The 22,129-nt window shown below is 58.2% G+C and carries 22 protein-coding genes, 1 tRNA gene and 1 pseudogene; 13 read left to right on the top strand and 11 right to left on the bottom strand.

The window, feature by feature from the left end:
- Positions 1 to 2 precede the first annotated feature (2 nt).
- From JHC09_RS07005 to JHC09_RS06985, 5 genes are all read right to left on the bottom strand, one after another.
- The gene (locus JHC09_RS07005; protein ID WP_210338118.1) at positions 3 to 1,187 is read right to left on the bottom strand and encodes a M20/M25/M40 family metallo-hydrolase; all 1,185 of its coding nucleotides are present in this window, start codon (positions 1,185 to 1,187) and stop codon (positions 3 to 5) included.
- Positions 1,188 to 1,475: 288 nt separating this feature from the next.
- Positions 1,476 to 2,831: an amidase gene (locus tag JHC09_RS07000; RefSeq protein ID WP_199531343.1), complete on the bottom strand. Its 1,356-nt coding sequence runs from the start codon at positions 2,829 to 2,831 to the stop codon at positions 1,476 to 1,478.
- Positions 2,832 to 2,914: 83 nt separating this feature from the next.
- Positions 2,915 to 3,913, bottom strand: coding sequence for an extracellular solute-binding protein (locus JHC09_RS06995; RefSeq protein WP_169194535.1), 999 nt, complete (start codon positions 3,911 to 3,913; stop codon positions 2,915 to 2,917).
- A 922-nt stretch (positions 3,914 to 4,835) separates the two neighbouring features.
- Positions 4,836 to 5,513 carry a sugar transferase gene (locus tag JHC09_RS06990; protein ID WP_199531453.1) on the bottom strand — a complete coding sequence of 226 codons (678 nt, stop codon included), beginning with the start codon at positions 5,511 to 5,513 and terminating at the stop codon, positions 4,836 to 4,838.
- Positions 5,514 to 5,852: 339 nt separating this feature from the next.
- Positions 5,853 to 5,927: transfer RNA gene (locus JHC09_RS06985), tRNA-Gln, on the bottom strand.
- A 536-nt stretch (positions 5,928 to 6,463) separates the two neighbouring features.
- Between JHC09_RS06985 and JHC09_RS06980 the strand changes: the two genes are divergently transcribed.
- The gene (locus JHC09_RS06980) at positions 6,464 to 6,967 is read left to right on the top strand and encodes a hypothetical protein (RefSeq protein ID WP_169196926.1); all 504 of its coding nucleotides are present in this window, start codon (positions 6,464 to 6,466) and stop codon (positions 6,965 to 6,967) included.
- Here JHC09_RS06980 and JHC09_RS06975 read toward each other — a convergent pair.
- Entirely contained in the window at positions 6,964 to 7,596 is a 633-nt protein-coding gene (locus tag JHC09_RS06975) for a biotin transporter BioY (RefSeq protein ID WP_199531342.1), read from the bottom strand. The genes JHC09_RS06980 and JHC09_RS06975 overlap by 4 nt on opposite strands.
- Before the next feature lie 100 nt (positions 7,597 to 7,696).
- Between JHC09_RS06975 and JHC09_RS06970 the strand changes: the two genes are divergently transcribed.
- Positions 7,697 to 8,602, top strand: coding sequence for an MBL fold metallo-hydrolase (locus JHC09_RS06970; RefSeq protein WP_282567667.1), 906 nt, complete (start codon positions 7,697 to 7,699; stop codon positions 8,600 to 8,602).
- On the opposite strand, the gene aroC is transcribed toward JHC09_RS06970, so the two are convergent.
- Both aroC and JHC09_RS06960 read right to left on the bottom strand, forming a co-directional pair.
- Complete coding sequence (gene aroC, locus JHC09_RS06965) at positions 8,599 to 9,714, bottom strand: chorismate synthase (RefSeq protein WP_199531340.1); 1,116 nt, start codon at positions 9,712 to 9,714, stop codon at positions 8,599 to 8,601. The two genes, JHC09_RS06970 and aroC, sit on opposite strands and share 4 nt — an antisense overlap.
- A 108-nt stretch (positions 9,715 to 9,822) precedes the next feature.
- Positions 9,823 to 10,464, bottom strand: coding sequence for a histidine phosphatase family protein (locus tag JHC09_RS06960; protein WP_199531339.1), 642 nt, complete (start codon positions 10,462 to 10,464; stop codon positions 9,823 to 9,825).
- A gap of 117 nt (positions 10,465 to 10,581) precedes the next feature.
- Between JHC09_RS06960 and JHC09_RS06955 the strand changes: the two genes are divergently transcribed.
- The 3 genes from JHC09_RS06955 to JHC09_RS06945 all read left to right on the top strand — a co-directional run bounded on the left by JHC09_RS06955 (position 10,582) and on the right by JHC09_RS06945 (position 13,227).
- Entirely contained in the window at positions 10,582 to 11,997 is a 1,416-nt protein-coding gene (locus JHC09_RS06955; protein WP_248308916.1) for an FAD-binding oxidoreductase, read from the top strand.
- Between the two features lie 157 nt (positions 11,998 to 12,154).
- Positions 12,155 to 12,586, top strand: a complete 432-nt coding sequence (locus JHC09_RS06950; protein WP_248308915.1) for a DapH/DapD/GlmU-related protein — start codon at positions 12,155 to 12,157, stop codon at positions 12,584 to 12,586.
- Positions 12,587 to 12,666: 80 nt separating this feature from the next.
- Positions 12,667 to 13,227 (top strand): hemerythrin domain-containing protein, encoded by a 561-nt coding sequence (locus tag JHC09_RS06945; RefSeq protein WP_182394868.1) that lies wholly within the window; start codon positions 12,667 to 12,669, stop codon positions 13,225 to 13,227.
- Here JHC09_RS06945 and JHC09_RS06940 read toward each other — a convergent pair whose 3' ends face one another.
- Entirely contained in the window at positions 13,228 to 13,983 is a 756-nt protein-coding gene (locus JHC09_RS06940) for an SOS response-associated peptidase (RefSeq protein ID WP_199531337.1), read from the bottom strand.
- Positions 13,984 to 14,050: 67 nt separating this feature from the next.
- Between JHC09_RS06940 and JHC09_RS06935 the strand changes: the two genes are divergently transcribed.
- The 5 genes from JHC09_RS06935 (at position 14,051) to JHC09_RS06915 (ending at position 17,584) form a co-directional block, all read left to right on the top strand.
- The gene (locus JHC09_RS06935) at positions 14,051 to 14,452 is read left to right on the top strand and encodes an NUDIX domain-containing protein (protein ID WP_169196919.1); all 402 of its coding nucleotides are present in this window, start codon (positions 14,051 to 14,053) and stop codon (positions 14,450 to 14,452) included.
- 68 nt (positions 14,453 to 14,520) lie between these two features.
- Complete coding sequence (locus JHC09_RS06930) at positions 14,521 to 14,868, top strand: TIGR02301 family protein (RefSeq protein WP_182394865.1); 348 nt, start codon at positions 14,521 to 14,523, stop codon at positions 14,866 to 14,868.
- An 84-nt stretch (positions 14,869 to 14,952) separates the two neighbouring features.
- Positions 14,953 to 15,231: a hypothetical protein gene (locus JHC09_RS06925; protein ID WP_169196917.1), complete on the top strand. Its 279-nt coding sequence runs from the start codon at positions 14,953 to 14,955 to the stop codon at positions 15,229 to 15,231.
- Between the two features lie 772 nt (positions 15,232 to 16,003).
- Positions 16,004 to 16,642 carry a dihydrofolate reductase family protein gene (locus JHC09_RS06920; RefSeq protein WP_199531336.1) on the top strand — a complete coding sequence of 213 codons (639 nt, stop codon included), beginning with the start codon at positions 16,004 to 16,006 and terminating at the stop codon, positions 16,640 to 16,642.
- A gap of 390 nt (positions 16,643 to 17,032) precedes the next feature.
- Entirely contained in the window at positions 17,033 to 17,584 is a 552-nt protein-coding gene (locus JHC09_RS06915) for a hypothetical protein (protein ID WP_199531335.1), read from the top strand.
- Positions 17,585 to 17,833: 249 nt separating this feature from the next.
- Here the strand turns inward: JHC09_RS06915 and JHC09_RS06910 are convergent, their stop codons facing one another.
- On the bottom strand, positions 17,834 to 19,162 hold the full coding sequence (locus tag JHC09_RS06910) for a dihydroorotase (RefSeq protein ID WP_199531334.1): 1,329 nt from the start codon (positions 19,160 to 19,162) through the stop codon (positions 17,834 to 17,836).
- Between the two features lie 73 nt (positions 19,163 to 19,235).
- On the opposite strand from JHC09_RS06910, the gene JHC09_RS06905 reads away from it, so the two are divergent.
- The 3 genes from JHC09_RS06905 (at position 19,236) to JHC09_RS06895 (ending at position 21,499) form a co-directional block, all read left to right on the top strand.
- Positions 19,236 to 20,063 (top strand): folate-binding protein YgfZ, encoded by an 828-nt coding sequence (locus JHC09_RS06905; RefSeq protein ID WP_199531333.1) that lies wholly within the window; start codon positions 19,236 to 19,238, stop codon positions 20,061 to 20,063.
- A gap of 203 nt (positions 20,064 to 20,266) precedes the next feature.
- The gene (locus tag JHC09_RS06900; RefSeq protein ID WP_169195917.1) at positions 20,267 to 20,881 is read left to right on the top strand and encodes an HD family hydrolase; all 615 of its coding nucleotides are present in this window, start codon (positions 20,267 to 20,269) and stop codon (positions 20,879 to 20,881) included.
- Positions 20,882 to 20,995: 114 nt separating this feature from the next.
- Positions 20,996 to 21,499: a hypothetical protein gene (locus JHC09_RS06895; RefSeq protein ID WP_199531332.1), complete on the top strand. Its 504-nt coding sequence runs from the start codon at positions 20,996 to 20,998 to the stop codon at positions 21,497 to 21,499.
- On the opposite strand, the pseudogene JHC09_RS16885 reads toward JHC09_RS06895, so the two are convergent.
- Positions 21,496 to 21,909: pseudogene (locus JHC09_RS16885) on the bottom strand (cell wall hydrolase); the annotation flags it as partial. The gene JHC09_RS06895 and the pseudogene JHC09_RS16885 sit on opposite strands and share 4 nt — an antisense overlap.
- Positions 21,910 to 22,129: the final 220 nt, after the last annotated feature.

The following is a 22,129-nucleotide window of genomic DNA, read 5'->3' as shown; positions in this document are numbered from 1 at the left end:
ACTTACCCTTTAACTGCTCCCTGCCCGTTCTTCCACAACTCAGAGATGAGCGTAGCAAAGACGGCACCGCGGCCAGCAATTGCGCTCACCACGATTGTTTCGTCGCGCGAGCAGATATCGTTGCAGATTGGACCCATGCCATCGATGGTTGGCACGCCAAGTGCACCACAGAAGCTCGCATCCGAACCGCCCGAGATATTGGTCAGCTCAAAGCAAGGCGCATCGATCTCGCGGGACGCGGCTTCAACGATTTGGTAAAGCGCAGCGGACTCTGCCGAACGCGCCCATGCAGGACGTGTCCAACCACCCTTGAGTTCAACCGAAACACGATCGGTTGCCACAGAGGCAACGAGACGCTCAACTTCTGCCTGAAGCGCCTGTGCAGCTTCTGGAGTGCGCGCACGCATATCAACGTGCAGCTTAGCGTGGCCTGGAATAACCTGACGCGCATCACCACCCTGGAAGATACCAACGTTGACGATGGTGCCATTTTCGAGATTGGTCAGCGCTTCAATCTGCGGCACCAGCTGAGCCAGCGGACGGATTGCCGATGCACCCTTGAGGTAGTTCGCTGCAGCGTGAGCGGTCTGCCCCTTGGCTTCAACATAGAACGCACCAACGGCACCGCGCGAGGTGAAGTAACCGCCACCCGGACGGCCTGGCTCAAGGGTAAGAACCCAATCAGCCCGCTGTGCATGCTCTTCAATCCAGCCACGCGAAAGCGGGCTACCCAGCTCTTCGTCGCTGACGACGAGGAACTTGATCTCAGCAAAATCTGCGAAACCGGCAGTGGTCGCCACATCGATAGCGTTGAGTGCCAGAACGAGGCCACCACGCATATCACCTACGCCTGGCCCCTCAGCCAGATCGCCCTTGATGGCAAATGGCCAAGATTCAAGCGTGCCACGCGGCCAAACTGTGTCGGCGTGACCAAGGATCATCAAGCGACCCTGACCAGTGCCCTTGCGAACTGCCCACAAGCGATCACCGCGTTCCGGGACCTGCTCATAGTTCAGCTCAAAACCCTGACTCTTGAGGCGTTCGCCGATCCACTGCGACGTGCGCGTTACGCCTTCTACGTCGTAGGACCCAGCTTCAACACCAACGAGCTCGGCGATGTCCGCCAGCATCGTATCGAGTCTAGCCGCAAAAATTTCGCGGAATTCAGTAGCGACACCCATCGTCATTCCCTTCCTGTATACATGGATACAAGCATACAAAACAGCGCGTTGCAAGAGTGGACAGAAGGGCTTCGACATGGCCGGGCACTGCCCTTAAAGCCGCTCGACCCGCGAGATATGTTCAAGCAGACGTTCAAATTTCACCGAAATTCCAAGGACTTTGGCGCACAGACGCGCGCTGTGCTGGCCCCGCATGCGTTCCTCCCAGCCGGATGCAGCGTGGAAAATTATGCTCCGACTGGCGAAACATGGTGATCGGCGCGAATTTGACCCAAGAATCAAGCATTAGAACGATCAGCTCAAAAGCGCCGGCAGCACGCCGCGCTGAAGCTCGGCACCGATATTCAAAAGCGCGAAATCGCTATGCATCGGCCCCATCAACTGGAGGCCGATCGGACACCCACGTCGATCGACCTGCACCGGCAAAGCGAGTGCAGGCAGGCCCGACACATTGGCGGGAGCCGTGAACCGAAGCGGATTATCAACACCCGCATTTGGCGCGCCTAGGGGATTGTCCAGCACCGGCGCGACGGCCGCATGGATTGGCAAAGCCAGACAATCCATCTCGCCCATGAATGCTTGCCAAGTCACCGAAATTTCCACCTGACGCGTCTTATCGCACTCATGTTGTTCGCTCGTGACAGCAGCGCCCTGCCCAGCCAAAGCAGCGAGAGCGGAGCCATACTCATCTCGCTTGGACGGGTAAGTCTCGGCATGACCTAGCGCCACTTCCCTAGCGCAGAGGCGCGACCACACTTCATAAATGTCAGGCGTGTCCGGCAATTTGCATGAAACCAGCACCATACCGGCCATCGACGCAGCATCCAGCATGCGGCGATAGGCAGAGGTAACCTCAGCGTCCAGACAGCCATCCAGAAGCTCTGCGCTATAGCCCAAACGCAAACCTTCGAGGCTGGCCGCCGGAACCTCGTCGCTACACCCAACCATTGCCTTGAGCATCAGAGCGCAGCCCTCGGCTGTCGTCGCCATGGGGCCGACATGGTCAAGGCTCGGCGCCATGGCGCAAACGCCTTCAACGCTAACCAAACCCCGGCTCGGCTTTAAACCGGTGAGGCCGCAATAGGCCGATGGGAAGCGGATGGAACCACCGGTATCACTGCCGACTGCACCCGCCGCAAGCGCTGCTGCAACGGCCACGCCGGAACCAGAGGAGGATGAGCCAACTCGAAAATGTTCACCCCAAGGGTTCTTCGGCACAGGCATAAGCGGGTGATGCGTCGAGCACGCACCCTCGGCCATAGCGAGCTTACCCAGAAGCACTGCGCCTGCTTGCAAAAGCTGGGAGACAACTGCCGCATTGCGGTGCGTTTGCCGATTGCGGTGAATGGCCATGCCATTTGAAGTCGGAGCGAAGTCCGTCTCACACAGATCCTTGACCGCGATTGGCACGCCGTGCAGCGCGCCGAGAATGCGTCCTTCCCGATAGGCTGCATCGCATGCGGCTGCCTGTTTGAGCGCCACGTCTCCCGTTACACAGATATAGGCCGCATATTGGGTATCGAGCACCTTAATGCGCTCTAAATAGGCCCGCGTGAGATCAACAGATGACACCTTTCCCTTGGCGAGGGCCGCAGCGATTTCCGGAAGGGGGCGAGTAAGAAGGTCGGCGAGCAGAGAAGCGTTTTGCATGAGGCAGCAGCTAAACGGGGGATATAAAAAAGATCAGGTGGCGAACCACCTGATCTATCGCAACACCTAAATGTCTTTAGGGATTAGCGGGCGATTTCGTCAAAGCGCACAGTCCAGTCGCTGACGTTTTCGTTGACGAGGCGGCCGTCCATAACAAAGCCGTCGCCATCAGCTGGGAGGGCTGCTGCGAGCTCTTCAGGAAGGGCAACATTCTTGTTCACAGGCGCCATGTTGACGCGAGCCAGCATTTCTTCCTGGGCACCCTTAGAGATGATGTAGTTGACGAACTGCGCAGCTTCGTCCTGGCTGTCGCCCTTGGTCATCATCATAACGTCGAAGTACATCGGCGCCGGCTTTGGCGCGACCATCTTCATGTTGAGGCCTTCCTTGGCGATCGCGTTCATGTGCGAGCTCTGGCCGATAAGGATCGAGCCTTCACCCTGAACGATCGACTGACGAGCCTGCGAGTCCGAAGAATAATAGAGCGAAACGTTCTCGTTCAGGTTCTTGAGAGCTTCAAAGCCAGCATCGAAATTGTCGATGGTGCCGCCGTTGATCTGGTTTGCAACCATCAGCAACGAGCCCGAATAGATCGACATCGCTGGTGCGATGATCTGGCTCTTATATTCTGGCTTCCAGAGATCTTCCCAAGAGGTCGGTGGCACGGTCACGACGTCAGCGTCATAAACGATGCCCATTGGGTAGTAATAAATACCAACCCAATCATCAGAGATCGCACCCTGGATCAGTTCACCACTGTTGGTCAGCTTGTCCTTCGGGATCTTGACGAAGAGTTCCTGGTCCTGGCCCGCTTCGCTGGCGATGGTGTTGGTTGCAAACCACACGTCAACCGACGGGTTAGCGCGCTCTGCCTGCAGCTTGACGAGACCCTCACCCGACGAAGACTGGGTGACCGCATTGACCTTAATGCCGGTTTCCGCTTCGAACTGCTGCGAAATGGCCTTGAGGCCATTTTCCCAGGTCGAGCCCCAGATCTGGATGGTGATTTCTTTGTCTTGGGCGAAGGCAGGCGCAGCAGCCAAAACGAAAGCAGAAGAGAGAAGAAGGGTCTTGATATTCACGATAGTCTCACATTCTCTATATTGAAACACACCGCTCAGCACCCTGCCCGGAAGCAGCAGAACAGATACGATGTAAAAATCGGATCGAGACGAGTGGTTCAACTCGCAGAGTGCGTGGCCCGTTGCCTAGCCATGACCGGGCGATGCAACCCAGCATCGTCCAGCAGGTCGTCAGTGTTTCCCTCCACCTCTGACCCAAACACACCTCCACAAGTATCACCGGTCAAAAATCCAGCCCTGACCAACTGGCAATAGACGCTGACGACAAACCGTCGCTGCTACTGCTGTTGGTCGAACAAATTCCGTGACGAGACTCAGGGGTTCCCTCCATTTGTGCACACACGGATACCTGTATACAACGTGTACGCTGGGATACTTGCATACATTTGCTGAGCACAGCAAGAGACTCCCATGGGGGGGATGCGAAAAAATTCACCCACCACGCTTTCCGACTATTCGTTAGGCAGATGACACCCGCATTTCGCCGGGCTTAGCAGCATTTTGCACAGCCAAGGCAGCGCAGCGGGAACACAAGTTCATTCGTAGCCACTGACAATCCCGTGATGAAGCGGCGGCGTCAGCGCGGCTATGCTTACAATCACTTGGGAACTAGCAGGCGTCAAAATTAGAATTTTTCACGCCCTATGACCGACAAGAGTTTTATGAAGACCGCAAGATTTAGAGGAACTATACCGCTTCCCATCGTGCGCCCAGAAAATGCGGGACATCAGTGCCGGATCCATGCCGAGAGCATGGAATGAGAACTTTCAACGTTTACAAGTTGCGATCTGGATTCGTCGACGATCAACCAAATGAAAGCTTTGGAAGACGAGTGTGCAGTCAGATCGATCGATGAACCGCCCAATCCACAGGCCTTAGCCAGCCTCGATTTGCGAGGACCGAGCCACTCGGGTGGCTGACTTCATGGGCCTCGGCCGAGGCGAACGACTTCCTGCCAGATGGTCCACAACAGGATCTCAATATCAAGCAGGACGGAGTAGTTGGCGATATAGGCAAGGTCGTGATCTACTCGTGCCTTTGCAGATTGCCGCGTCTCTACGACGCCGCGAAGCCCATTCACTTGCGCCCATCCGGTCAGCCCCGGCTTCATCCTGTGACGCAGGGAATAGTACGGAACCACCTCGTCGTAGCGATTTTCGCCGACAAGCATTCCAGGCACGTGGGGGCGTGGCCCCACGAGGCTCATGTCGCCCAAGATGATGTTAATCAGTTGGGGAAGTTCGTCAATTGACGTGCGACGAAAAACGGCCCCGACTGGTGTAAGCCGTGGATCACCAGCGGTGACTGCATTGACCCCACTGAGATCGGACACTGCCCAATGGAGTGTCCGGAATTTGTACATCCGGAACATCTCGCCGTTTAGCCCTTCACGATTTTGAGTAAAGAGTATGGGGCCTGACGATGTCGCCTTAATAAGTGTGGCGATGAAAAGCATCACCGGGCTTAACGCCAAAAGTGCAGCAATACTCAGCATGACGTCTGCTGCTCTCTTTACTTTAAGCAGAGCGGGCGTTGCCTTGGCCGGGGCCGGAAGAAGCGGTTTCCCGTTATCGAAATGAAGCGGAAGGCCATGCCGCATCGACCTCAAAGCTTGGGCCGCCATCAGGTTAGCAGCTCTGGCAGCATAGTCATGAACACCTCCATCGCACGAGCGTCGAGCGGCGCCACAGGAGCGCGCGCTTGGACCACGTCGTTGGCGCCAAGGTTCAGCCGGAATATAGAAAGTTTCAAGTGGGGAGCGAAATGGGACGGCAAGCGCCGTTGCCAATGATAGACCGCGCCGCGGCGGTAGAGGTGGGGTCCTCGAACCATGTGGTACAGCTAAGTCGCAACGCTAAGATTCGGGACCTCAGTGGCCGTCCGTCAAAACCGGAAAAGGCCTTAAATCAATGGGCTATTGTATGTAAACCCATTGAAATGGCTGGGGTGCTAGGATTCGAACCTAGGAATGCCGGTACCAAAAACCGGTGCCTTACCACTTGGCGACACCCCAACGTGAGGTGGTGTCTACACGAGTTATTTGTGCTTCGCAACATCATGAAATCGGTGATGAAAAGTTCTCAACGACTTGATCGCGCCCAGATACTAAGTCTCTAACGCGCAAAGTTCGGGTCGTAGCGTTTCGCCTGCAGCGGAAGCCTTAGCCACCCGCTATCGCCACGACCAGCTACACGGGTGTTCGGCGCCAAGAGCGGACTTGTTAGAGCTGCTTCTTGGGCTTCACTCCCCTAGAACCCTTGGGAAATCAATCGCTTCGATTTGCGGGTCCTGTTGCGAGACCCAATAACTTTGGGCGAGCGGAGTAGGTCACGGGCATGCCTGGCGGCCTACGGGCAGCATGAGCGGATGAGATCGGTACATGTTTATTCAGCGTCGCCGCACGCAGAATTGCCAACGGAGAATGACGCTGCGCACGCGCATAGTGATGGTGAATTTTCTCTTACGTGCCGCGCGCAAATGCGGTCAGCCGAAAAATACTTTGATCAACCTTCGCTCGCTAAGGTGGCGCCATTGGGATGAGGTATTGTCATGTACTATTTTCCGAATATTGATGAGCGCACAGGCGTCGAGTTCATATATTCCGGCATTCAGGCGCATAACGAACCCGTGCAGCACGAAGGCTTTGTGGTCTACGAAAGTGTCACCCTCGAAGATAATGCAGTGCTCCGTAATGTGAGAGTGGACAGCGCCATCGACCCGCTCTTTCGGCGCTCTGTAGTCGATCCCAATGCCATCTATGTCGTCAAGAAATTGATCGACGGTTGGGTCGTCTACGCCATTGAAACCGAAGGTCAGCTCAGCACTGGTCGGCTCACCAATTTCGTGCGCCGGCGTCTAGTCGCTGCCACTTTGATCGCCTTACTCGCGGCTCTCGTGCCGCTGGCGAGTAGTGCTGGCGGAGAGATTGGCCTGACACTGATGAGTGCGGTAGCCTTGCTGAGCCTCTTGAGTGCGATACACTTTAAGCAACTGGGCGAGGTCTTGCGTTCGGCTTCGGTGCTGCGCAAGTCACGCAGTCTCGACATCGTTTAGAGGCTTGGTTCGCCGCTTGGTGCAATGAACAGCGCCCAGACGCCGCTTGCGCAGAGGGCCGCCAGCGCCATCTTGAGCACGTCCCAAATGATGAACGGCTGCACGGCTTTGCTGAAAGCGGACGCAAATACATTGGTCTGATCGACCCATTGCGCGCCAGACATAATGACAAGCCATGCAAAGCCAAAGACAAACATCAGCAAATTGCCCAGCATCATGCCGGTGAAGAGCAGAAATGGACGCTGGGTGGCACCACGATCAGCGACATAACCGACGATGGCAGCCTGCGCCAGAAAGCCGATGAGAAAGCCGCTCGTTGGCCCGTTCATATAGTTGAGCGATCCTCCCCCGGCGAAAACAGGCACGCCCAATGCGCCTGCGAGCAGATAGACCGCGACGGTCGCAACGCCAATTCTGGCGCCCCCCACAGCGGCCAGAAGAGCGACGGCGAAACTCTGTAACGTCACCGGAACGGGCCACGCGAAACCACTCATTCTGGCTGATAGCGCGATCAGAACAGCGCCGACCAAAATCGCGGCTAGCGAAAAGGCCCATCGCGCGCCTTGGCCAGGCGGCAGCACAGCCCCGAGCAAGGTATTGAAAACCACGCCATTTTTCACGGTAGGCATTAGAGCTGTCATGCCGTAACTTCCACTTCACGGTGGCATTCGCGTGCACAGAATATCTGCAAAAACAGAGAAATCGATATAAACGGCCTAGTGTGATCCGATGCAAGCCTTAGCTTTTAACACCCAATTTAGCGCCGATACCGGTCGTTCGATAGTTGTACACCCAAGCGTTACCAGAGTTACTGCACCGAACGCTTCCGCATACACATTTACCGGCACTAATAGTTTCTTGATTGGCAAAGAAAGACTGGCTTTGGTCGATCCAGGACCAGAGGACGCGGCGCATTATCAAGCGCTGGAGCGCGCGATCGCAGGACGTTCCGTAGACGCAATTATACTGACCCACACCCACCGCGATCACAGCGCTGCCGCTCCCTATTGGCGTCAGCGGTTGAGCGCCCCGCTGTGGTCGAATGGACCCCATCGTCTTTCGCGTCCACTCCGGCGATTTGAACTGAACCCAATTGCACCGTCAGGTGATTTCACCCTCGCCCCAGACCGCTTTCTGCAAGACGGTGACCTTGTCATGGCAGGAGACGTCGAGATCGTGGTGCACACCACGCCGGGCCACTGCGCCAATCATTTGGCCTTTGGCATTGCGGGCACCGACACCATTCTCACTGGCGATCATGTCATGGGTTGGAATTCAACCCTGGTGTCGACGCCCGATGGGTCGATGGCGGACTATTTCAGCTCGCTCGATAAGCTGATCGCCCTGCCCTATCGTCGCTATCTGCCCGCACATGGGGGCGAGATTGAAATTGGGCCGGACTATGCCCGCGCGCTCAAAGCGCATCGTGAAATGCGCAATAGCCAAGTGGTTGCGGCCGTTGAGGGTGGGGCTCGGACAATCGGGCAAGTGGTGGCCCAAATCTATCCCACGCAGCCGCCGAAAGTGCGTATGGCGGCACGCATGACCATTGCTGCCCATGTCGAGTATTTGGCGGAGCGCGGCGCGATTAAAGCGCGCCACACTCTCTTTGGAACGAGGCTGTCGCCCGCTTAATTGCGGTCAAAACCGACAGCGCCTTCGCGGCCGGTTTGGCCACGGTGGCGGAGCATATGGTCAGCGAGAACCAGCGCCATCATCGCTTCGCCCACTGGGACAGCGCGAATGCCAACGCAAGGGTCGTGCCGGCCCTTGGTGATGATGTCGGTGTTTTCGTTCTGCGTGTTGACCGTCTGGCGTGGGGTCAGGATCGAGGACGTCGGTTTCACGGCAAAGCGGCAAACGATCGGGTCGCCGTTGGAAATGCCGCCCAAAATGCCGCCAGCGTGGTTGGAGAGGAAGTAAGGCCTACCCTCGCCCGCGCGCATTTGATCAGCGTTTTCAACGCCAGTGAGGGATGCAGCATCAAAACCGTCGCCGATTTCGACGGCTTTTACAGCATTGATGCTCATCATGGCCGAGGCGAGGTCGGCGGAGAGCTTGCCGTAGATTGGGGCCCCCCAGCCGGCGGGAACGCCTTCGGCGACAACTTCAATGACGGCGCCGACGGAATTGCCGTCCTTGCGCAGACCATCAAGATATTCAGCCCAGAAGGTGGCAGCCTTAGCGTCGGCGCAGAAGAAGGGGTTCTGGTCGACCTGTGCCCAATCGAAATTGTTGTAGTCGATCTTGTGCGGGCCGATCTGGACGAGGCTGGCGCGGATGGTAATGCCCTGCAAGACCTGACGAGCGACAGCGCCAGCAGCCACACGCGCTGCGGTTTCGCGCGCGGACGTGCGGCCACCACCGCGATAATCGCGAATGCCGTATTTCTGGTCGTAGGTATAGTCAGCGTGGCCCGGGCGATATTTGTCGCGGATGTCGCCATAATCTTTCGAGCGCTGATCAGTGTTTTCGATCATCAGGGAGATCGAGGTGCCAGTAGTGCGCGGCCCGTCGGTGCGTTCGTCTTCGAACACGCCGGAGAGGATTTTCACCTCATCGGCCTCGCGGCGCTGGGTAGTGAACTTGGATTGGCCGGGTTTACGGCGGTCCAGATCGCGCTGGATGATTTCCGGTGTCAGGGTGATGCCGGGCGGGCAACCATCGACCACCACGCCCAAAGCGGGTCCGTGGCTTTCGCCCCAAGTGGTGAAACGGAAAAGATGGCCGAAAGTGTTGAACGACATGCGTAGTCCCCGTGGTCAGGGCTGTTCTAGGCAGGGCTAGGCCGGAGGGCAAGGGCAAAGCGCGCGTCAGACGTTGAACCCGCCGCGCGTTTGAACAGTCAAATAGGCTTAGACGTCGACGGCGGACCAAGTGTCCTCAGCCGAGAACAGCTCCATTTTGCCGCCAGCGAAGTGGGCGATTACGCCCTGCGGAGGCGGCCAATTGAGCACTTCCTTGCGGTCGGCACCGGCAATGAGATGACGCAGAACCCGCAGCACGCCGCCATGGGCGACGACAATCGCATGGGGGGTAACGTCATTGGCGAAATCGAGCAGGCGGGCTGCAACATCGTCGTAGTTCTCGCCGTTTTCGGGGCGGAACTCCCAATAGCTGGCGTCGCGTTCCCCCGGCGCATAGGCGGCAAACTTCTGCGCGACGTCGTCATGCAGCAGGCCTTCGAACGCGCCAAAGGATATTTCAATCAAACGCTTATCATGAATGACGGGCGGCAGCGCGACATCAAAAGCGGTGCGCATGCGATCCATGGTTTCGGAGGCACGGCCTAGGGGGGAGGCGAACCACTGAACCTGGGTCGGATCGACCCCATCGCGCTCCAACATGTCGCGCAGCAGAATGCCATTAGCATTGGCCTGCAACTTGCCGGTTTCGTTGAGTGGAATATCGCGGCTACCCTGATAGCGGCGCTCGCGGTTCCACGAGGTTTCACCATGGCGGGCGAAGTAGAAATCCGGCCAATTCGGGGCGGTCATGGCAAATCACGCTTTAGATGCGTGTCCTTATCTGGAGTCGTATGCAAGGTTGTGGCACATGCTTGCTGTAAGGGGCAAGTTCACCGAACCCCAGAACGGTCCACAAAAGAGGCCCAATTGACCCTCAGCGCTCGTGAAATTTCCGCCCAATTGTCTGCCCTTGTTTCGAGTGATGCCGTTATCACTGACACGAACGACATGGGGGCCTATCTCAAGGAGCCGCGCAAGCGTTTCCACCAGAGCGCGGCAGCTGTGGTCATTCCGCCGGACGTGGCGGCTGTGCAAGCCATTTTGCGCTGGGCCAATGAGAACCGCGTGGCGATTATCCCGCAGGGGGGAAACACCGGCCTCGTGGGGGCGCAGGTGCCGCTTTATGGGCACGAGGTTATCCTCTCCACCGCCAAGCTCAATCGCATCCGGTCGGTGGATACTGCTGCGGGCGTGATGGTGGCTGAAAGCGGTGTCATTCTCGAAAATGCCCATGAGGCCGCCGACGCGGTGAGCTCCATGTTTCCGCTCTGGCTGGCCTCACAAGGCTCGGCGCGGATAGGTGGCGTGCTCTCGTCCAATGCGGGCGGCGTCAATGTGCTTGCCTATGGCAATGCGCGCGAATTGACGATGGGCGTTGAAGCGGTGCTGGCGGATGGGCGGCTCTATCAAGGCCTCAATGCGCTCAAAAAAGACAACACCGGCTATGACTTAAAGGATTTGCTGGTTGGCGCGGAGGGGACGCTGGGCATTATCACGGCCGCGAGCCTCAAGATTTTCCCAAAGCCGGAAGATCACGAAACGGCGCTGGTCAACGTCGTCGATCCGCAAGCGGCCTTGGTGCTGTTCCAACTGATGCGCGAGCGTCTGGGCAGTCGCCTCAATGCGTTTGAGCTGATCCCCCATATCGGGCTTGAGATCCAAATGCGTCACGGCATGTTGGATGCAGACCCAACAGCAAGCCATTCGCCTTGGTATGCGCTAGTGGAAGTCACCCGCATGGCTGGAACGGAACCGGGGGCGCTGCAGTCGGCGCTGGAGGCCGCGTTTGAGCGCGAGATGATTTCTGACGCTGCGCTCGCCACCTCTCTGGCAGATCGTAATCGCATGTGGGATTTCCGCGAGCAGATGAGCGAGTGCCAATCCAAGGAAGGCGCTTCAATCAAGCATGACGTTTCGGTGCCCATTGCTGCCGTTCCAGCGCTGATCCGCGAAGGCATTGCTGCCGCTGAGAAATTTGCGCCCGGCATTCGCCCGGTACCGTTTGGCCATCTTGGCGATGGCAATATTCACTTCAATTTCTCAATGCCTGTCGGCGCAGACCCAAAAGCCTTTATGGCCCAATATGATGAGGCCATGCATGGGATCATCTATGAGGTGGTGTTGCGCCACGGGGGCTCTGTTTCGGCAGAGCACGGGATTGGTCAGCTCAAGGTGGATCTGCTCAAGCAGGTGAAAGACCCGGTGGCGCTGGAGATGATGCGGGCGATCAAAACCGCCTTGGACCCCAATGGAATTTTGAACCCGGGCAAGGTGCTGGGATAGACCTCGCCCACAATCCGCTTGCGCTGCGCCAGATATTGCTGGAGCAATGGATGAGGCGGTTGAGGGGGCTCGATTGGCAGGTGTGGTTGGGCGACATTTGCGGCGTGCCGGGATTTGGGCGCTGAACTGCATTGCCAATTTTTTCCCTGATGGAGCCATGGGTTATCCGTTTCGCCGGTGGCTTTGGCGTGCTGTCGGGGTCAAGCTCGGGCGCAATGTTCGGCTTGAGACACAGGTCGCCATCTTGGGGACGAAGCTGTCCATCGGCGCCGATAGCTATGTGACGCGCCGGTGTTATTTTGATCTGACCGGACAGGTGAGCATTGGCGAACGGGTGACGGTTGGGCACGGCACGAGTTTTATCACGGCACAGCACGCCATAGGCCCGGCCGAAAAGCGCTGCGGGGTGGTTAAGCCGCTCCCGATAAGCGTTGGCGATGGCGTGTGGATCGGGGCAAATGTGACGATCTTACCAGGCGTTAGCATTGGTGCCGGGGCTGTGGTGGCCGCCGGGTCGGTGGTGACAGAGTCCGTGACAGAAGATACGCTGGTCGGCGGCGTTCCCGCCAAGCTCATCCGTCGCTTGTGAGGCGCCAGTGACTTTGATGTGCCTTGGTATGGGAAATGTTTGTTCTTGAATATGGTCTTAGCGGACTGCACATCTGAGCAATGTTACTCAAAGATATCCAATTCCTCGACGACGCAACGCGTCCTCCTGTTCCCGTTATTGAAGGCGTGACGCCTGACCAGCGGGAAGCGGGGAACCACTTGCGCGATATTCATGATTATTTGCGCCAGCACCTGAGCACGCTGGGGCAATTGATCGAGCGTGCTTCCGCGGGCGAGGTCGCGGCTTCTGAAGTGCGTGATGCAGTCGATAGCTTGCCCATCACAGCAAACTATAGGCGCTTTGGGAATGTTTGTGGGCAGTATTGCCACCTCATTCACAAGCACCACACCATTGAAGATCAAGCGCTTTTTCCGGCGCTGGCGACCCGCAGCCCAGCTTTGAAGGCTGTGGTGGAGCGCTTGGAAGCCGAGCATGTGACCGTGCACCATCTGCTTGAGCTGATGATCACCAAGATCATGAGCCTCTCGGATGAGCCAACACGCGCTCATTTCGATGACGCGGTTGAAGTGTTCCGCGCCTTTGAAAAACTGCTGTTGAGCCACTTCAAATATGAAGAGGACAGCATCATCGATGCACTGGGCTATTATGGGATCTTGTAACTAGAACAAGTCCATCTGCCCCGAACCACCGCCGCCGCCCGCAGCTTTTTTGCGGGAGCGCGGCGCTGGCGGCTCAGGCTCGCTCAGCGTGATCGGCTCAATTAGCCCCGGATCATCATCGCGCGCAGAATTTACGCGGGTCGACACCGGGTGGAATTTTAGCAGACCATCTGCGAGCGGGGATAACATTTGTGTGGCTTCACCCGCCCGCACTTCGCGCGTGTTCAACCAAAGGTCCTGCTGGGCTTCATCCAAAAGGATCGCGGGCATGCGATGGTGGATCTCTGCGAGCTGCGGATTTGCCGGGACGGTGATGGTCGCGACACTATCAATCTCTTCGCCATTGGGTCCTGACCAAGTGGCAAAAAGCCCCGCAAGAGCAAGCGGTTGGCCATCTGTGCGCGTAATGTAGTAGGGCTGCTTTTTCTTATCGGGCCCGGTGTGCCACTCGTAATAGCCAGAGGCCGGAACGATACAGCGGCCATGCTTGAGCGGATCGCGAAAAGCGGGCTTATCGGCAATGCCTTCAGCCCGCGCATTGACCAACAAAGAAAACTCGCGCGGGTCTTTGACCCAACCGGGTACCAGACCCCAACGGGCAAAATGTCCCTCACGACGACCACCCGTTTCCCAAATAGAAACAATGGGCTGTGTTGGTGCGATGTTGTAGCGCGGTACAGTCTCGATACTGTTCAGTAGTTTGAACAGTTCAGCCATCATTTCAGGCGGCAGGGTAGAGGCGTATCGTCCGCACATGAGGGTCTCCTTTACCTGCTTGAGTTAGTGTCTCTCGCAAGAAATCGCAAATCTGGTCTTTTCTCACATGAACGATCGTCCAAACGCAGCCAGCGTAGCCCTCGTGCGCGGCGGCAAAGTCCTGCTGATCAAGCGCGCACACGCGCCCTATCAGCACCTGTGGACTTTTCCCGGGGGGCGCCTCGACCCCAATGAAACTATTGAGCAATGTGCAATTCGCGAGCTGCAAGAAGAACTTGGCGTGACCATACGATTTCCGCGCCATGTGATGACGCAGCACTTGGGGCAGAATGAAGCCTATCGCCTGGCAATTTTCACCACGGTCGACTTCTCCGGAACCATCACGCCCTCGGACGAGGTGACGGACTACAAATGGGCCGATCCCGGAATGATGCTGGCGCTGCGCACAACGGCCGGGCTCAATGGAATCATCCAAGAATGTTTTAGAAATTTGGGCCAGGTTTGGTAAGGTAGGGCATGCGCAGTTTGCCCCGAACCAGACCTGTTTTTGTTGCGAAAAGCCCAAGGACTTTCGCCTTGGCCGCTTTGGCAGTGTTCGGCTTTGCCACACCGGTTCTGGCCATTGATCCACCCTATCAGCGGCAAATGGAGCGCCTGTCCGAGGTGATGGGATCACTCTATTACCTTGCCCCGCTTTGCAAAATTGGCAGCGAAGACTGGCGACTGCAGATGTCGGAGCTGATCGAGTTGGATGAGCCCGATGATGATCGGCGGCAACGCCTGGCCGGCGCATTTAATAACGGGGTTACGGCATATTCGCGCACCCACAAGCAGTGCACGGCCTCGTCGCGCGAAGCGCATTCGCGCTTAACCGTTGAGGCTGAACGAATTGCACGGGACATCCATACCCGTTACGCTGAGTGAAGAAATTTACAATTCCTTATATCGTGTTAACCCTTGGGTCACATCTTACGCGCCACGGGCGAAAACTCGTGTTATAGCGCGAGCATGAGCACTCCGAAGTCAATTTTCGCCCCATCGGCCGACACCAACACTTTCGACCGCAACCAAGCGGAAAGTCAGATCGCTTTGGAGTATCTGGCCGAGGCTTGGAACAGCGCTGAAGAAGATGGTGTTGAAACCATCGCTCTGGCACATGCCTCGCTTTTTGCCGCTCTCGCGACATTTGTGAAGCTGCATGGCGACGATGCTGCTGCGGTTTTGGTCGAGCAATTGCCGAACCGCTTGCGCAATGGCGAATACAATCTCGAGCGCGTGCTGCAATAGGCCTATTTGTGGCTTTTGGCTGGCACTTATGGGCGTCCTGATGGGCGCGGCATAGGCATATCGGGGCGCTTTTGGGCGCAAAGATTCAGTGATTTCAGACGTGTAGCACCGTCGCGCGGGTGAGAACCGGCGCGGCGTTTTGCTGTTTGGGGGATTGGGCGGAGTATAGCGTGTTTTGGGGTGTGGGGGGAAAGAGCGGATGGCGACTTCGCCCGATGCGGCGATACCCCATGGCGGAGGTAGGTAACCCCCACCCCGGCCCTCCCCTCAAGGGGGAGGGAGAAAAAGGGGCCAGTGCGCAAAGGGGAGGAGTAGAGAGGTGCCCCGGCGCACTCGCAAGGAGAAGGCGGAAGCCCCCACCCGGCCTCCCCCGCGAGCGGGGGAGGAGAAGAGAGGCCCACCCTAGTCCTCGCCGCCCGGGGGAGGGAGAAGAAGGGGCCAGTGTGGAAGGGGGGGCGGGAGAAGGGAGGTTCCCCCGGCGCACGCGCAATAAAAAGGCAGAAAAGCCCCCACCCGACCTCCCCCGCGAGCGGGGGAGGAGTAGAGAGGTCTACGCCGCAAGGGGGCGGAGAAGGCCCCCTCACCCGACGCTGCGCGTCGACCTCTCCCCCTAGGGGCGAGGTAAAGGGCGTGCGTGGCCGCTTAGGGGCAACAATATTTCGCGGTGTGATGGCAGTTTAGAGGGCAGCTTCCAGAGCCAGAGACAATCCTCTCTATTCCTCAGGAAAACTGCGCATTAGCGTTGCTCTTGTTGTCGCTATGGGAGCTGAGCATGCGCATTGTTCTTTTGAACTTTCTTTCGCTCGATGGTGTCTATCAGGGGCCGGGCTCTCCGGACGAAGATCGGACGGACGGGTTCGAGCGCGGTGGTTGGCTCGTTCCCTTTGTCGACGCCGCATTTGAGCGGGCGATTGAGACTTGGGCCGCATCGGCCACAGGGTTTCTCTTCGGGCGACGGACCTATCAGGAGTTCGGCGCGGTGTGGCCAACGATAACCGACACCAATGATCTCAACGCCAAGCGGCTCAACACGCTGCCGAAGTATGTGGCGTCGTCTCCGGGGATCGAGACTAACTGGGGGCCAGCGACCGTTTTGGCGGGCAATGTTGAGGCGGCTGTGGCGGAGCTGAAGCAAAGTGGCGAGGGCGAACTACAGATCCACGGCAGTGGACGCCTTGGGCGCTCGCTGGTGGCGGCGAACCTCGTTGATGAGATGCGACTGACTATTGCGCCGGTGATCGTTGGCCAAGGGCGTAAGCTCTTTGGCGACACCAGCGCGCCGCGCGGATTTGAGCTGGTGGAGCAGAAGCAAACGCCATCGGGCCTGCTGCTGGCGCGGTTCGTGCAGAGCGGTGACGCTGGTGTGGGGACTTATGTGAGGGGTGAGACGAATGTGGGGCTTGGGGGATAGGGTGGCCTAGGCGAGGCTGCTGCAGCCGGGAGACTGTAGGAGAGCACCCCCACCCCGGCCTCCCCTCAAGGGGGAGGAGAAGAAGGGGCCTGTCCGCAAAGGGGGAGGGAGAAGGAAGGGCCCGTGTACAAGGGGGAGCGAATGTGGAAGAGCCCCCACCCGGCCTCCCCCGCGAGCGGGGGAGGAGTAGTCGCTGACTCGCCGCAGCGGCGATAGTAATACCGCGCAACACAGCAGTAATTTATAAAGTCGACTTCATCAGAATACTGACTCAGAATGCAAAAATACTTCTGACAAATTAATATCGAAACTTGTACACACTGCACGGACTGTTTGTTTAAATCAGTATGCAATGATCATCTCATCTAACCTCCAACGGACGAGAAAATCATGCGTATACTCGTTGTTGCCCTAGCGAGTTCGATAGCGATGGTAACGCCCTCGCCAGCGCAAAGTACATATGTCGCGTTTATTCCCGAGATGCATGTGAGTGAGGATGTTTCTTGGCTCCCTGATGCCGTGCAGCATAAGCGGGATGCGCTGATCCGCGCCGCCGTCAGCGGCGACCCAAAGCAGATTGCGGGTGTCGTGGCGGCGCAGAAAACGCCTGCTCAGTTTCCCTCTCTGTCCAAGGATGTGGAGGTGGCCCTTCGCGAGAATTCCAAGGACGACGGCGGACGGCAAATTCTGGGCATGATGCGCGATCTGCTCGACCTACCCTTTGCCATTATCCCCACCAGCGCGACGACAAATCTCTATGTCTGGCCCTATCTCCAGCATGTCGACTTTTCCCAGGCAACGCCACGCGTGACGGTTGACGCTTATCGCGTGCTGTCGCCGCAGGAATACGAGAGCGCTGTCGATTTTGGGGGCTGGACGGGATGGCGCGTGGTGATCGACGAGGACGGCAACCTCGTGGAATTTATGGTTGGGGGTGGCTGATTTTCTCGGTCGGAGAGCGGTAAGAAAAGCCCCCACCCCGGCCCTCACCTCAAGGGGGAGGGAGAAGAAGGGGTACTCTGCAAGTGGGAGCGAGTAGGGAAGAGCCCCCACCCAGCCTCCCCCGCGAGCGGGGGAGGAGTAGTGAGGTCTACGCCGCAAGGGGGAGGAGAAGGCCCCCTCACCCGGCCTGCGGCCGACCTCTCCCCGTAGGGGCGAGGTAAGAAAGGCGAGAGAGAGGAGAGTGCTTGGCTAGCCCTGTGGAAGAGCTTCGAGGAAGCGCATGGGTTGGCCGATGGAGGGGGTGGTGAGTACACCCTGCCACATGACCTTGTGACCGCGCACGATGGTGCCGACCGGCCAGCCGGTGACGGAGACGCCATCATAGGGTGTCCAGCCAACGCGGGAGGCGATCCATTCGTTAGTGATGGTCTCGCGGCGCTTCATGTCGACGATGGTGAAGTCAGCATCATAACCCACCGCAATGCGGCCCTTGTTAGCAATGCCGAACAGGCGGTTCGGGCCGTGGCTGGTGAGGTCGACAAAACGCTGGAGGCTCAGCTTACCGTTGTTGACGTGGTCGAGCATGGTTGGGACCAGGGTCTGAACGCCGGTCATGCCGGAGTGGCTGGCCGGGTAAGCATGGTCTTTTTCTTCGCGCGCGTGCGGAGCGTGATCGGAGCCCAAAACGTCGACAACGCCGTTTTCAACGCCAGCCCAAATGCCCGCGCGGTGTTCCGCGTCACGGATTGGCGGGTTCATCTGCACGTAGGTGCCGAGCTTAGTGTAGGCGGTTTCGTCCAAGGTCAGGTGGTGTGGGGTTGCTTCGACGCTGGCCACATCCTTGTGGTCGGCGAGGTAGACCATTTCTTCCTTGGTCGAGATGTGCAGCACGTGGATGCGCTTGCCCACCTTGCGGGCAATGTTGACGAGGCGCGTGGTGCAGCTCATCGCCACTTCTGGCGAGCGCCAGACGGGGTGCGAGGACGGATCGCCTTCCACGCGAAGATGCTTGCGCTCTTCGAGCATATATTCGTCTTCCGAGTGGAAGGCGGCGCGGCGGGAGATGGCGCGCAAAATGGCTTCAACGCCATCATCGTCCTGTACGAGTAGGGAGCCGGTTGAGGAGCCCATGAAGACCTTGATGCCGGCGCAGCCGGGGAGCTTTTCGAGCGTGGCGAGTTCGCCGACGTTCTCGTGGGTGCCGCCAATGTAGAATGCGAAATCGCAGTGCATGCGATTGGTGCCCGCCGCGATCTTGGCGTCGAAGGTTTCCTTGGAGATGGTCAGCGGATTGGTGTTCGGCATTTCGAACACGCCGGTAACGCCACCCATGACTGCGGCGCGCGAGCCGGTTTCGAGATCTTCCTTATGGGTCAGGCCTGGCTCACGGAAGTGAACCTGCGTGTCGATGACGCCGGGGAGAATATGGAGGCCCTTGCAGTCGACGGTTTCTGCCGCGTCGCCCGAGATGGTGCCGATGGCGACAATGCGACCGTTTTTGACGGCGATGTCTGCCTGTCCCTCACCATCGTGATTGACCACAGTCGCGTTCTTGAAAATCGTGTCGTACTGCGCCATGTCTCAAGTCCCATATTTATGTGGTCAGCCGTTAGCTGACATATGCGACCCCCGCTCCCGGAGGCAAGGGATCATGACAATTCATCACCGCGCAGATCGTGCCGTTTTTCGTTTTTCAGGCCCGGACGCGCATCGCCTCCTCAATGATGTGCTGACGGGGCATATTCCGAGCGAGGCGGGGTTGGCGGCTTGGTTCGCCCTACTCTCGCCGCAGGGCAAGATTTTGGCGGAGGGACTAGCGGGCTGGGCCGAAGATGGCATCTGGGTGGATGTGCATGAGAGCGTCGGCGACGATTTTTTCAAGCGCATGCGCATGTATAAGCTGCGGGCGAATTTGGAGATTTCGGATTTGCGCGCCTCACACAGTGTGGGGTTTTCAGCAGATGCTGTGGAGGGCGCCGTGTGCCACGGCGACCGGTTTGGACCGATCCAGATTGGGTTCCGGGTGATCGACACTGCTGAGGCTGCTGCGGAGTGGGATCAGAACGACACGCCGTACCACGCGGCGCGGATTGCCAATGGCGTGTTGCTGCAGGGCAATGATTTTGCCGCCAATGACGCTTTTGCTCACGATGTCGGCATGGACATGCTCGACGGGATCGACTTCGTCAAAGGGTGCTATGTGGGGCAGGAAGTTGTCTCGCGCATGAAGCATCGCGGAACGGCGCGGCGGCGTCCGGTGATTGTGTCTGGTGTGACTGGTGTTGCGGGCGATGCCGTGGTGGCGTCGGGGCGTGACGCAGGAACACTTGGGCAGGTGGTCGATGGGCGCGCTGTGGCAATTGTTCGGCTCGATCGGGTGAGCGATGTCGGTGCGGTGACGGTCAATGGTGCGCCGGTCACGGTGAGCTTGCCCGGCTGGGCGAGCTATGGCTTTGGGGATGTGGCGGCAGAGGAGTGAGGAGGCTTTTGGCCTCGGAAAGAACCCCCACCTAGCCTCCCCCGCAAGCGAGGGAGGGATTGGGCTGGTGCGTCGGGCGACAAGCTGCACTGCCGCGATCTCTAGGTGAAGTGCCCTCCCGTAGCGGCGAGGAAGAGAGATTGTGATCGAATCGAGTGGTTCTCTGCTAGGAAACGGTACGGATCACAGGGCGGGGGCGAGAGATGGCACGCACGGAAGTTCGCGCTTGGCAGCGGATGTTGTCGGGGCGCAGGCTCGATCTGTTGGACCCTTCGCCGCTTGATGTGGAACTCTCTGACATTGCCCATGGCCTCGCGCGAGTGGCGCGCTGGAATGGACAGACTGTCGGTGATTACCCGTTTTCGGTCGCCCAGCATTCCGTGTTGGTCTTGGAGCTGTTCCGGACCGCCAACCCGGAGGCGAGCCCGCAGCAGCAGTTGCAATGCCTGCTGCATGACGCACCCGAATATGTGATGGGCGATATTATCTCGCCGTTCAAAGCGGCGATGGGCGGCAACTACAAGGCGGTCGAAGATCGGCTGATGTCAGCGATCTTTCTACGCTTCTCTTTGCCGGCGACCATGAATGCCACGCTTAAGAAGCAGGTCAAAAAGGCGGACGTGGAAGCGGCCTATTTTGAGGCGACCTATCTCGCCGGTTTTGATTCCGCCGAGGCCGAAAAACTTTTTGGCTCACCCACACTTGCGGCATTCGAAGTCGATGATTTCGAACGGCTCATCCGGCCCTGGCCGACACAGCAGGCGCACAAGCAGCTCATGCAAGTGTTTGAAACTATTAGCGCCCAGATTTCCGGCTAGTTTTCCGACCTCTAAAAATTAACTAAGTTTTAAGAGAGTGTTCGCTCGACCGCGCCTATATGGTTACTACTTCGTTAACAATGCGTTTCGAAGTGAGACAGGCGAGGGGCGGAGATGGATAGTCAGGTACGCCATGTGGCGATTGGGGTGGCCGTTGGGATTGCTCTATCGGTCGGCTTTGCCGTCGCCGGTCCCGGTCCTGTGCTTGATGTATTGCCCGAAGGCTCGCCGACCGGCTTCGACACCAGCCGGCTGGTGAAATTTGACGACCGGCACTACGAGATCGATTACGACGCGAGCGTCAGCACCGATGTGCTGAAATCGACCACGATCCGGAAGATCGAGGGCGGACGTGTAAGCTATGTGAGCATTGGCACCACGAGCACAGGCACCTATTCGAGCGACGCCCTGACCTCAAAGCACATCCAGTATCCGGGCATTGCCGTGCGCGAGGTGACGGAGGATGGCAATGCGATAGCAGGCTGGAAGAGCGGCTATTGGATTGGGCTGAACTCGCTCAATGCGAGATCAATCCTGACCGTGCGCAATGGCGATCTCAAGGTGCGGACGGACGGGACGCGCACGTGTATCACGAGCGCGACCATCAGACTGTGTTAGCCGAACAGCCAACCCTTCTTGAACTTATAGAAGTGGTGGAGGCCGATCTGCGTTAGCTTTTCCATGCGCGGTGCCCAAGCGGGACGCACATAGCTGGCGTGATAGTGGGTCGCCGAGCCAACTTCGGTGAGATAGAGCTCACCGGAAACAACCTTTTGGGCGACCTCTTCGGCCGTTGCCCATGGTTGGCGTTCGGTGACGGTATCGGGGATACCATCGCAGGCAAAGGAGAACTGGCAGGCATTGCGCTTGTGCTGGTTCTGGAAGACCACGCCGCAAATCGTATTGGGATAGCGATGGTCTTTAACGCGATTGAGCACGACCTGTGCGACCGCAACCTGACCGCGATAGACTTCGCCACGGGCTTCGAAATAGACAGCCGTCGCCAGGCACCACATCTCCTTGTCGGACACATCGGCCATTGGCGTGCCCTGAAGCTGGGTGACCGTGGCTGGCGCTGTTGCGCGGGCATAGGCCAACTGCGTCGGCATGGCCTCGGGCATCGGAATGCTGCCCTGAACGGTCGCACCTTCAACACTTGGCGCTATGCCAGCAATCGCATCGAGTGCTGCGGCAGCGCTGGGGTGTAGCCCTGCGACGGCAACGCGGGGCGGCTCGGGCATAGTGACT

The sequence above is a fragment of the Devosia sp. MC532 genome (assembly GCF_016461625.1).
Classification (GTDB): Bacteria; Pseudomonadota; Alphaproteobacteria; order Rhizobiales; family Devosiaceae; genus Devosia.
This window is presented reverse-complemented; position numbering and strand designations above follow the sequence as displayed.

What these genes read in the sequence shown, in the direction of transcription:
- JHC09_RS07005 (WP_210338118.1), bottom strand. Translation starts at nt 1,187, where the DNA reads ATGACGATGGGTGTCGCTACTGAATTCCGCGAAATTTTTGCGGCTAGA.
- JHC09_RS07000 (WP_199531343.1), bottom strand. Translation starts at nt 2,831, where the DNA reads ATGCAAAACGCTTCTCTGCTCGCCGACCTTCTTACTCGCCCCCTTCCG.
- JHC09_RS06990 (WP_199531453.1), bottom strand. Translation starts at nt 5,513, where the DNA reads ATGCGGCATGGCCTTCCGCTTCATTTCGATAACGGGAAACCGCTTCTT.
- JHC09_RS06980 (WP_169196926.1), top strand. Translation starts at nt 6,464, where the DNA reads ATGTACTATTTTCCGAATATTGATGAGCGCACAGGCGTCGAGTTCATA.
- JHC09_RS06975 (WP_199531342.1), bottom strand. Translation starts at nt 7,596, where the DNA reads ATGCCTACCGTGAAAAATGGCGTGGTTTTCAATACCTTGCTCGGGGCT.
- JHC09_RS06970 (WP_282567667.1), top strand. Translation starts at nt 7,697, where the DNA reads ATGCAAGCCTTAGCTTTTAACACCCAATTTAGCGCCGATACCGGTCGT.
- aroC (WP_199531340.1), bottom strand. Translation starts at nt 9,714, where the DNA reads ATGTCGTTCAACACTTTCGGCCATCTTTTCCGTTTCACCACTTGGGGC.
- JHC09_RS06960 (WP_199531339.1), bottom strand. Translation starts at nt 10,464, where the DNA reads ATGACCGCCCCGAATTGGCCGGATTTCTACTTCGCCCGCCATGGTGAA.
- JHC09_RS06950 (WP_248308915.1), top strand. Translation starts at nt 12,155, where the DNA reads ATGGGTTATCCGTTTCGCCGGTGGCTTTGGCGTGCTGTCGGGGTCAAG.
- JHC09_RS06945 (WP_182394868.1), top strand. Translation starts at nt 12,667, where the DNA reads ATGTTACTCAAAGATATCCAATTCCTCGACGACGCAACGCGTCCTCCT.
- JHC09_RS06940 (WP_199531337.1), bottom strand. Translation starts at nt 13,983, where the DNA reads ATGTGCGGACGATACGCCTCTACCCTGCCGCCTGAAATGATGGCTGAA.
- JHC09_RS06935 (WP_169196919.1), top strand. Translation starts at nt 14,051, where the DNA reads ATGAACGATCGTCCAAACGCAGCCAGCGTAGCCCTCGTGCGCGGCGGC.
- JHC09_RS06925 (WP_169196917.1), top strand. Translation starts at nt 14,953, where the DNA reads ATGAGCACTCCGAAGTCAATTTTCGCCCCATCGGCCGACACCAACACT.
- JHC09_RS06920 (WP_199531336.1), top strand. Translation starts at nt 16,004, where the DNA reads ATGCGCATTGTTCTTTTGAACTTTCTTTCGCTCGATGGTGTCTATCAG.
- JHC09_RS06915 (WP_199531335.1), top strand. Translation starts at nt 17,033, where the DNA reads ATGCGTATACTCGTTGTTGCCCTAGCGAGTTCGATAGCGATGGTAACG.
- JHC09_RS06910 (WP_199531334.1), bottom strand. Translation starts at nt 19,162, where the DNA reads ATGGCGCAGTACGACACGATTTTCAAGAACGCGACTGTGGTCAATCAC.
- JHC09_RS06905 (WP_199531333.1), top strand. Translation starts at nt 19,236, where the DNA reads ATGACAATTCATCACCGCGCAGATCGTGCCGTTTTTCGTTTTTCAGGC.
- JHC09_RS06900 (WP_169195917.1), top strand. Translation starts at nt 20,267, where the DNA reads ATGGCACGCACGGAAGTTCGCGCTTGGCAGCGGATGTTGTCGGGGCGC.
- JHC09_RS06895 (WP_199531332.1), top strand. Translation starts at nt 20,996, where the DNA reads ATGGATAGTCAGGTACGCCATGTGGCGATTGGGGTGGCCGTTGGGATT.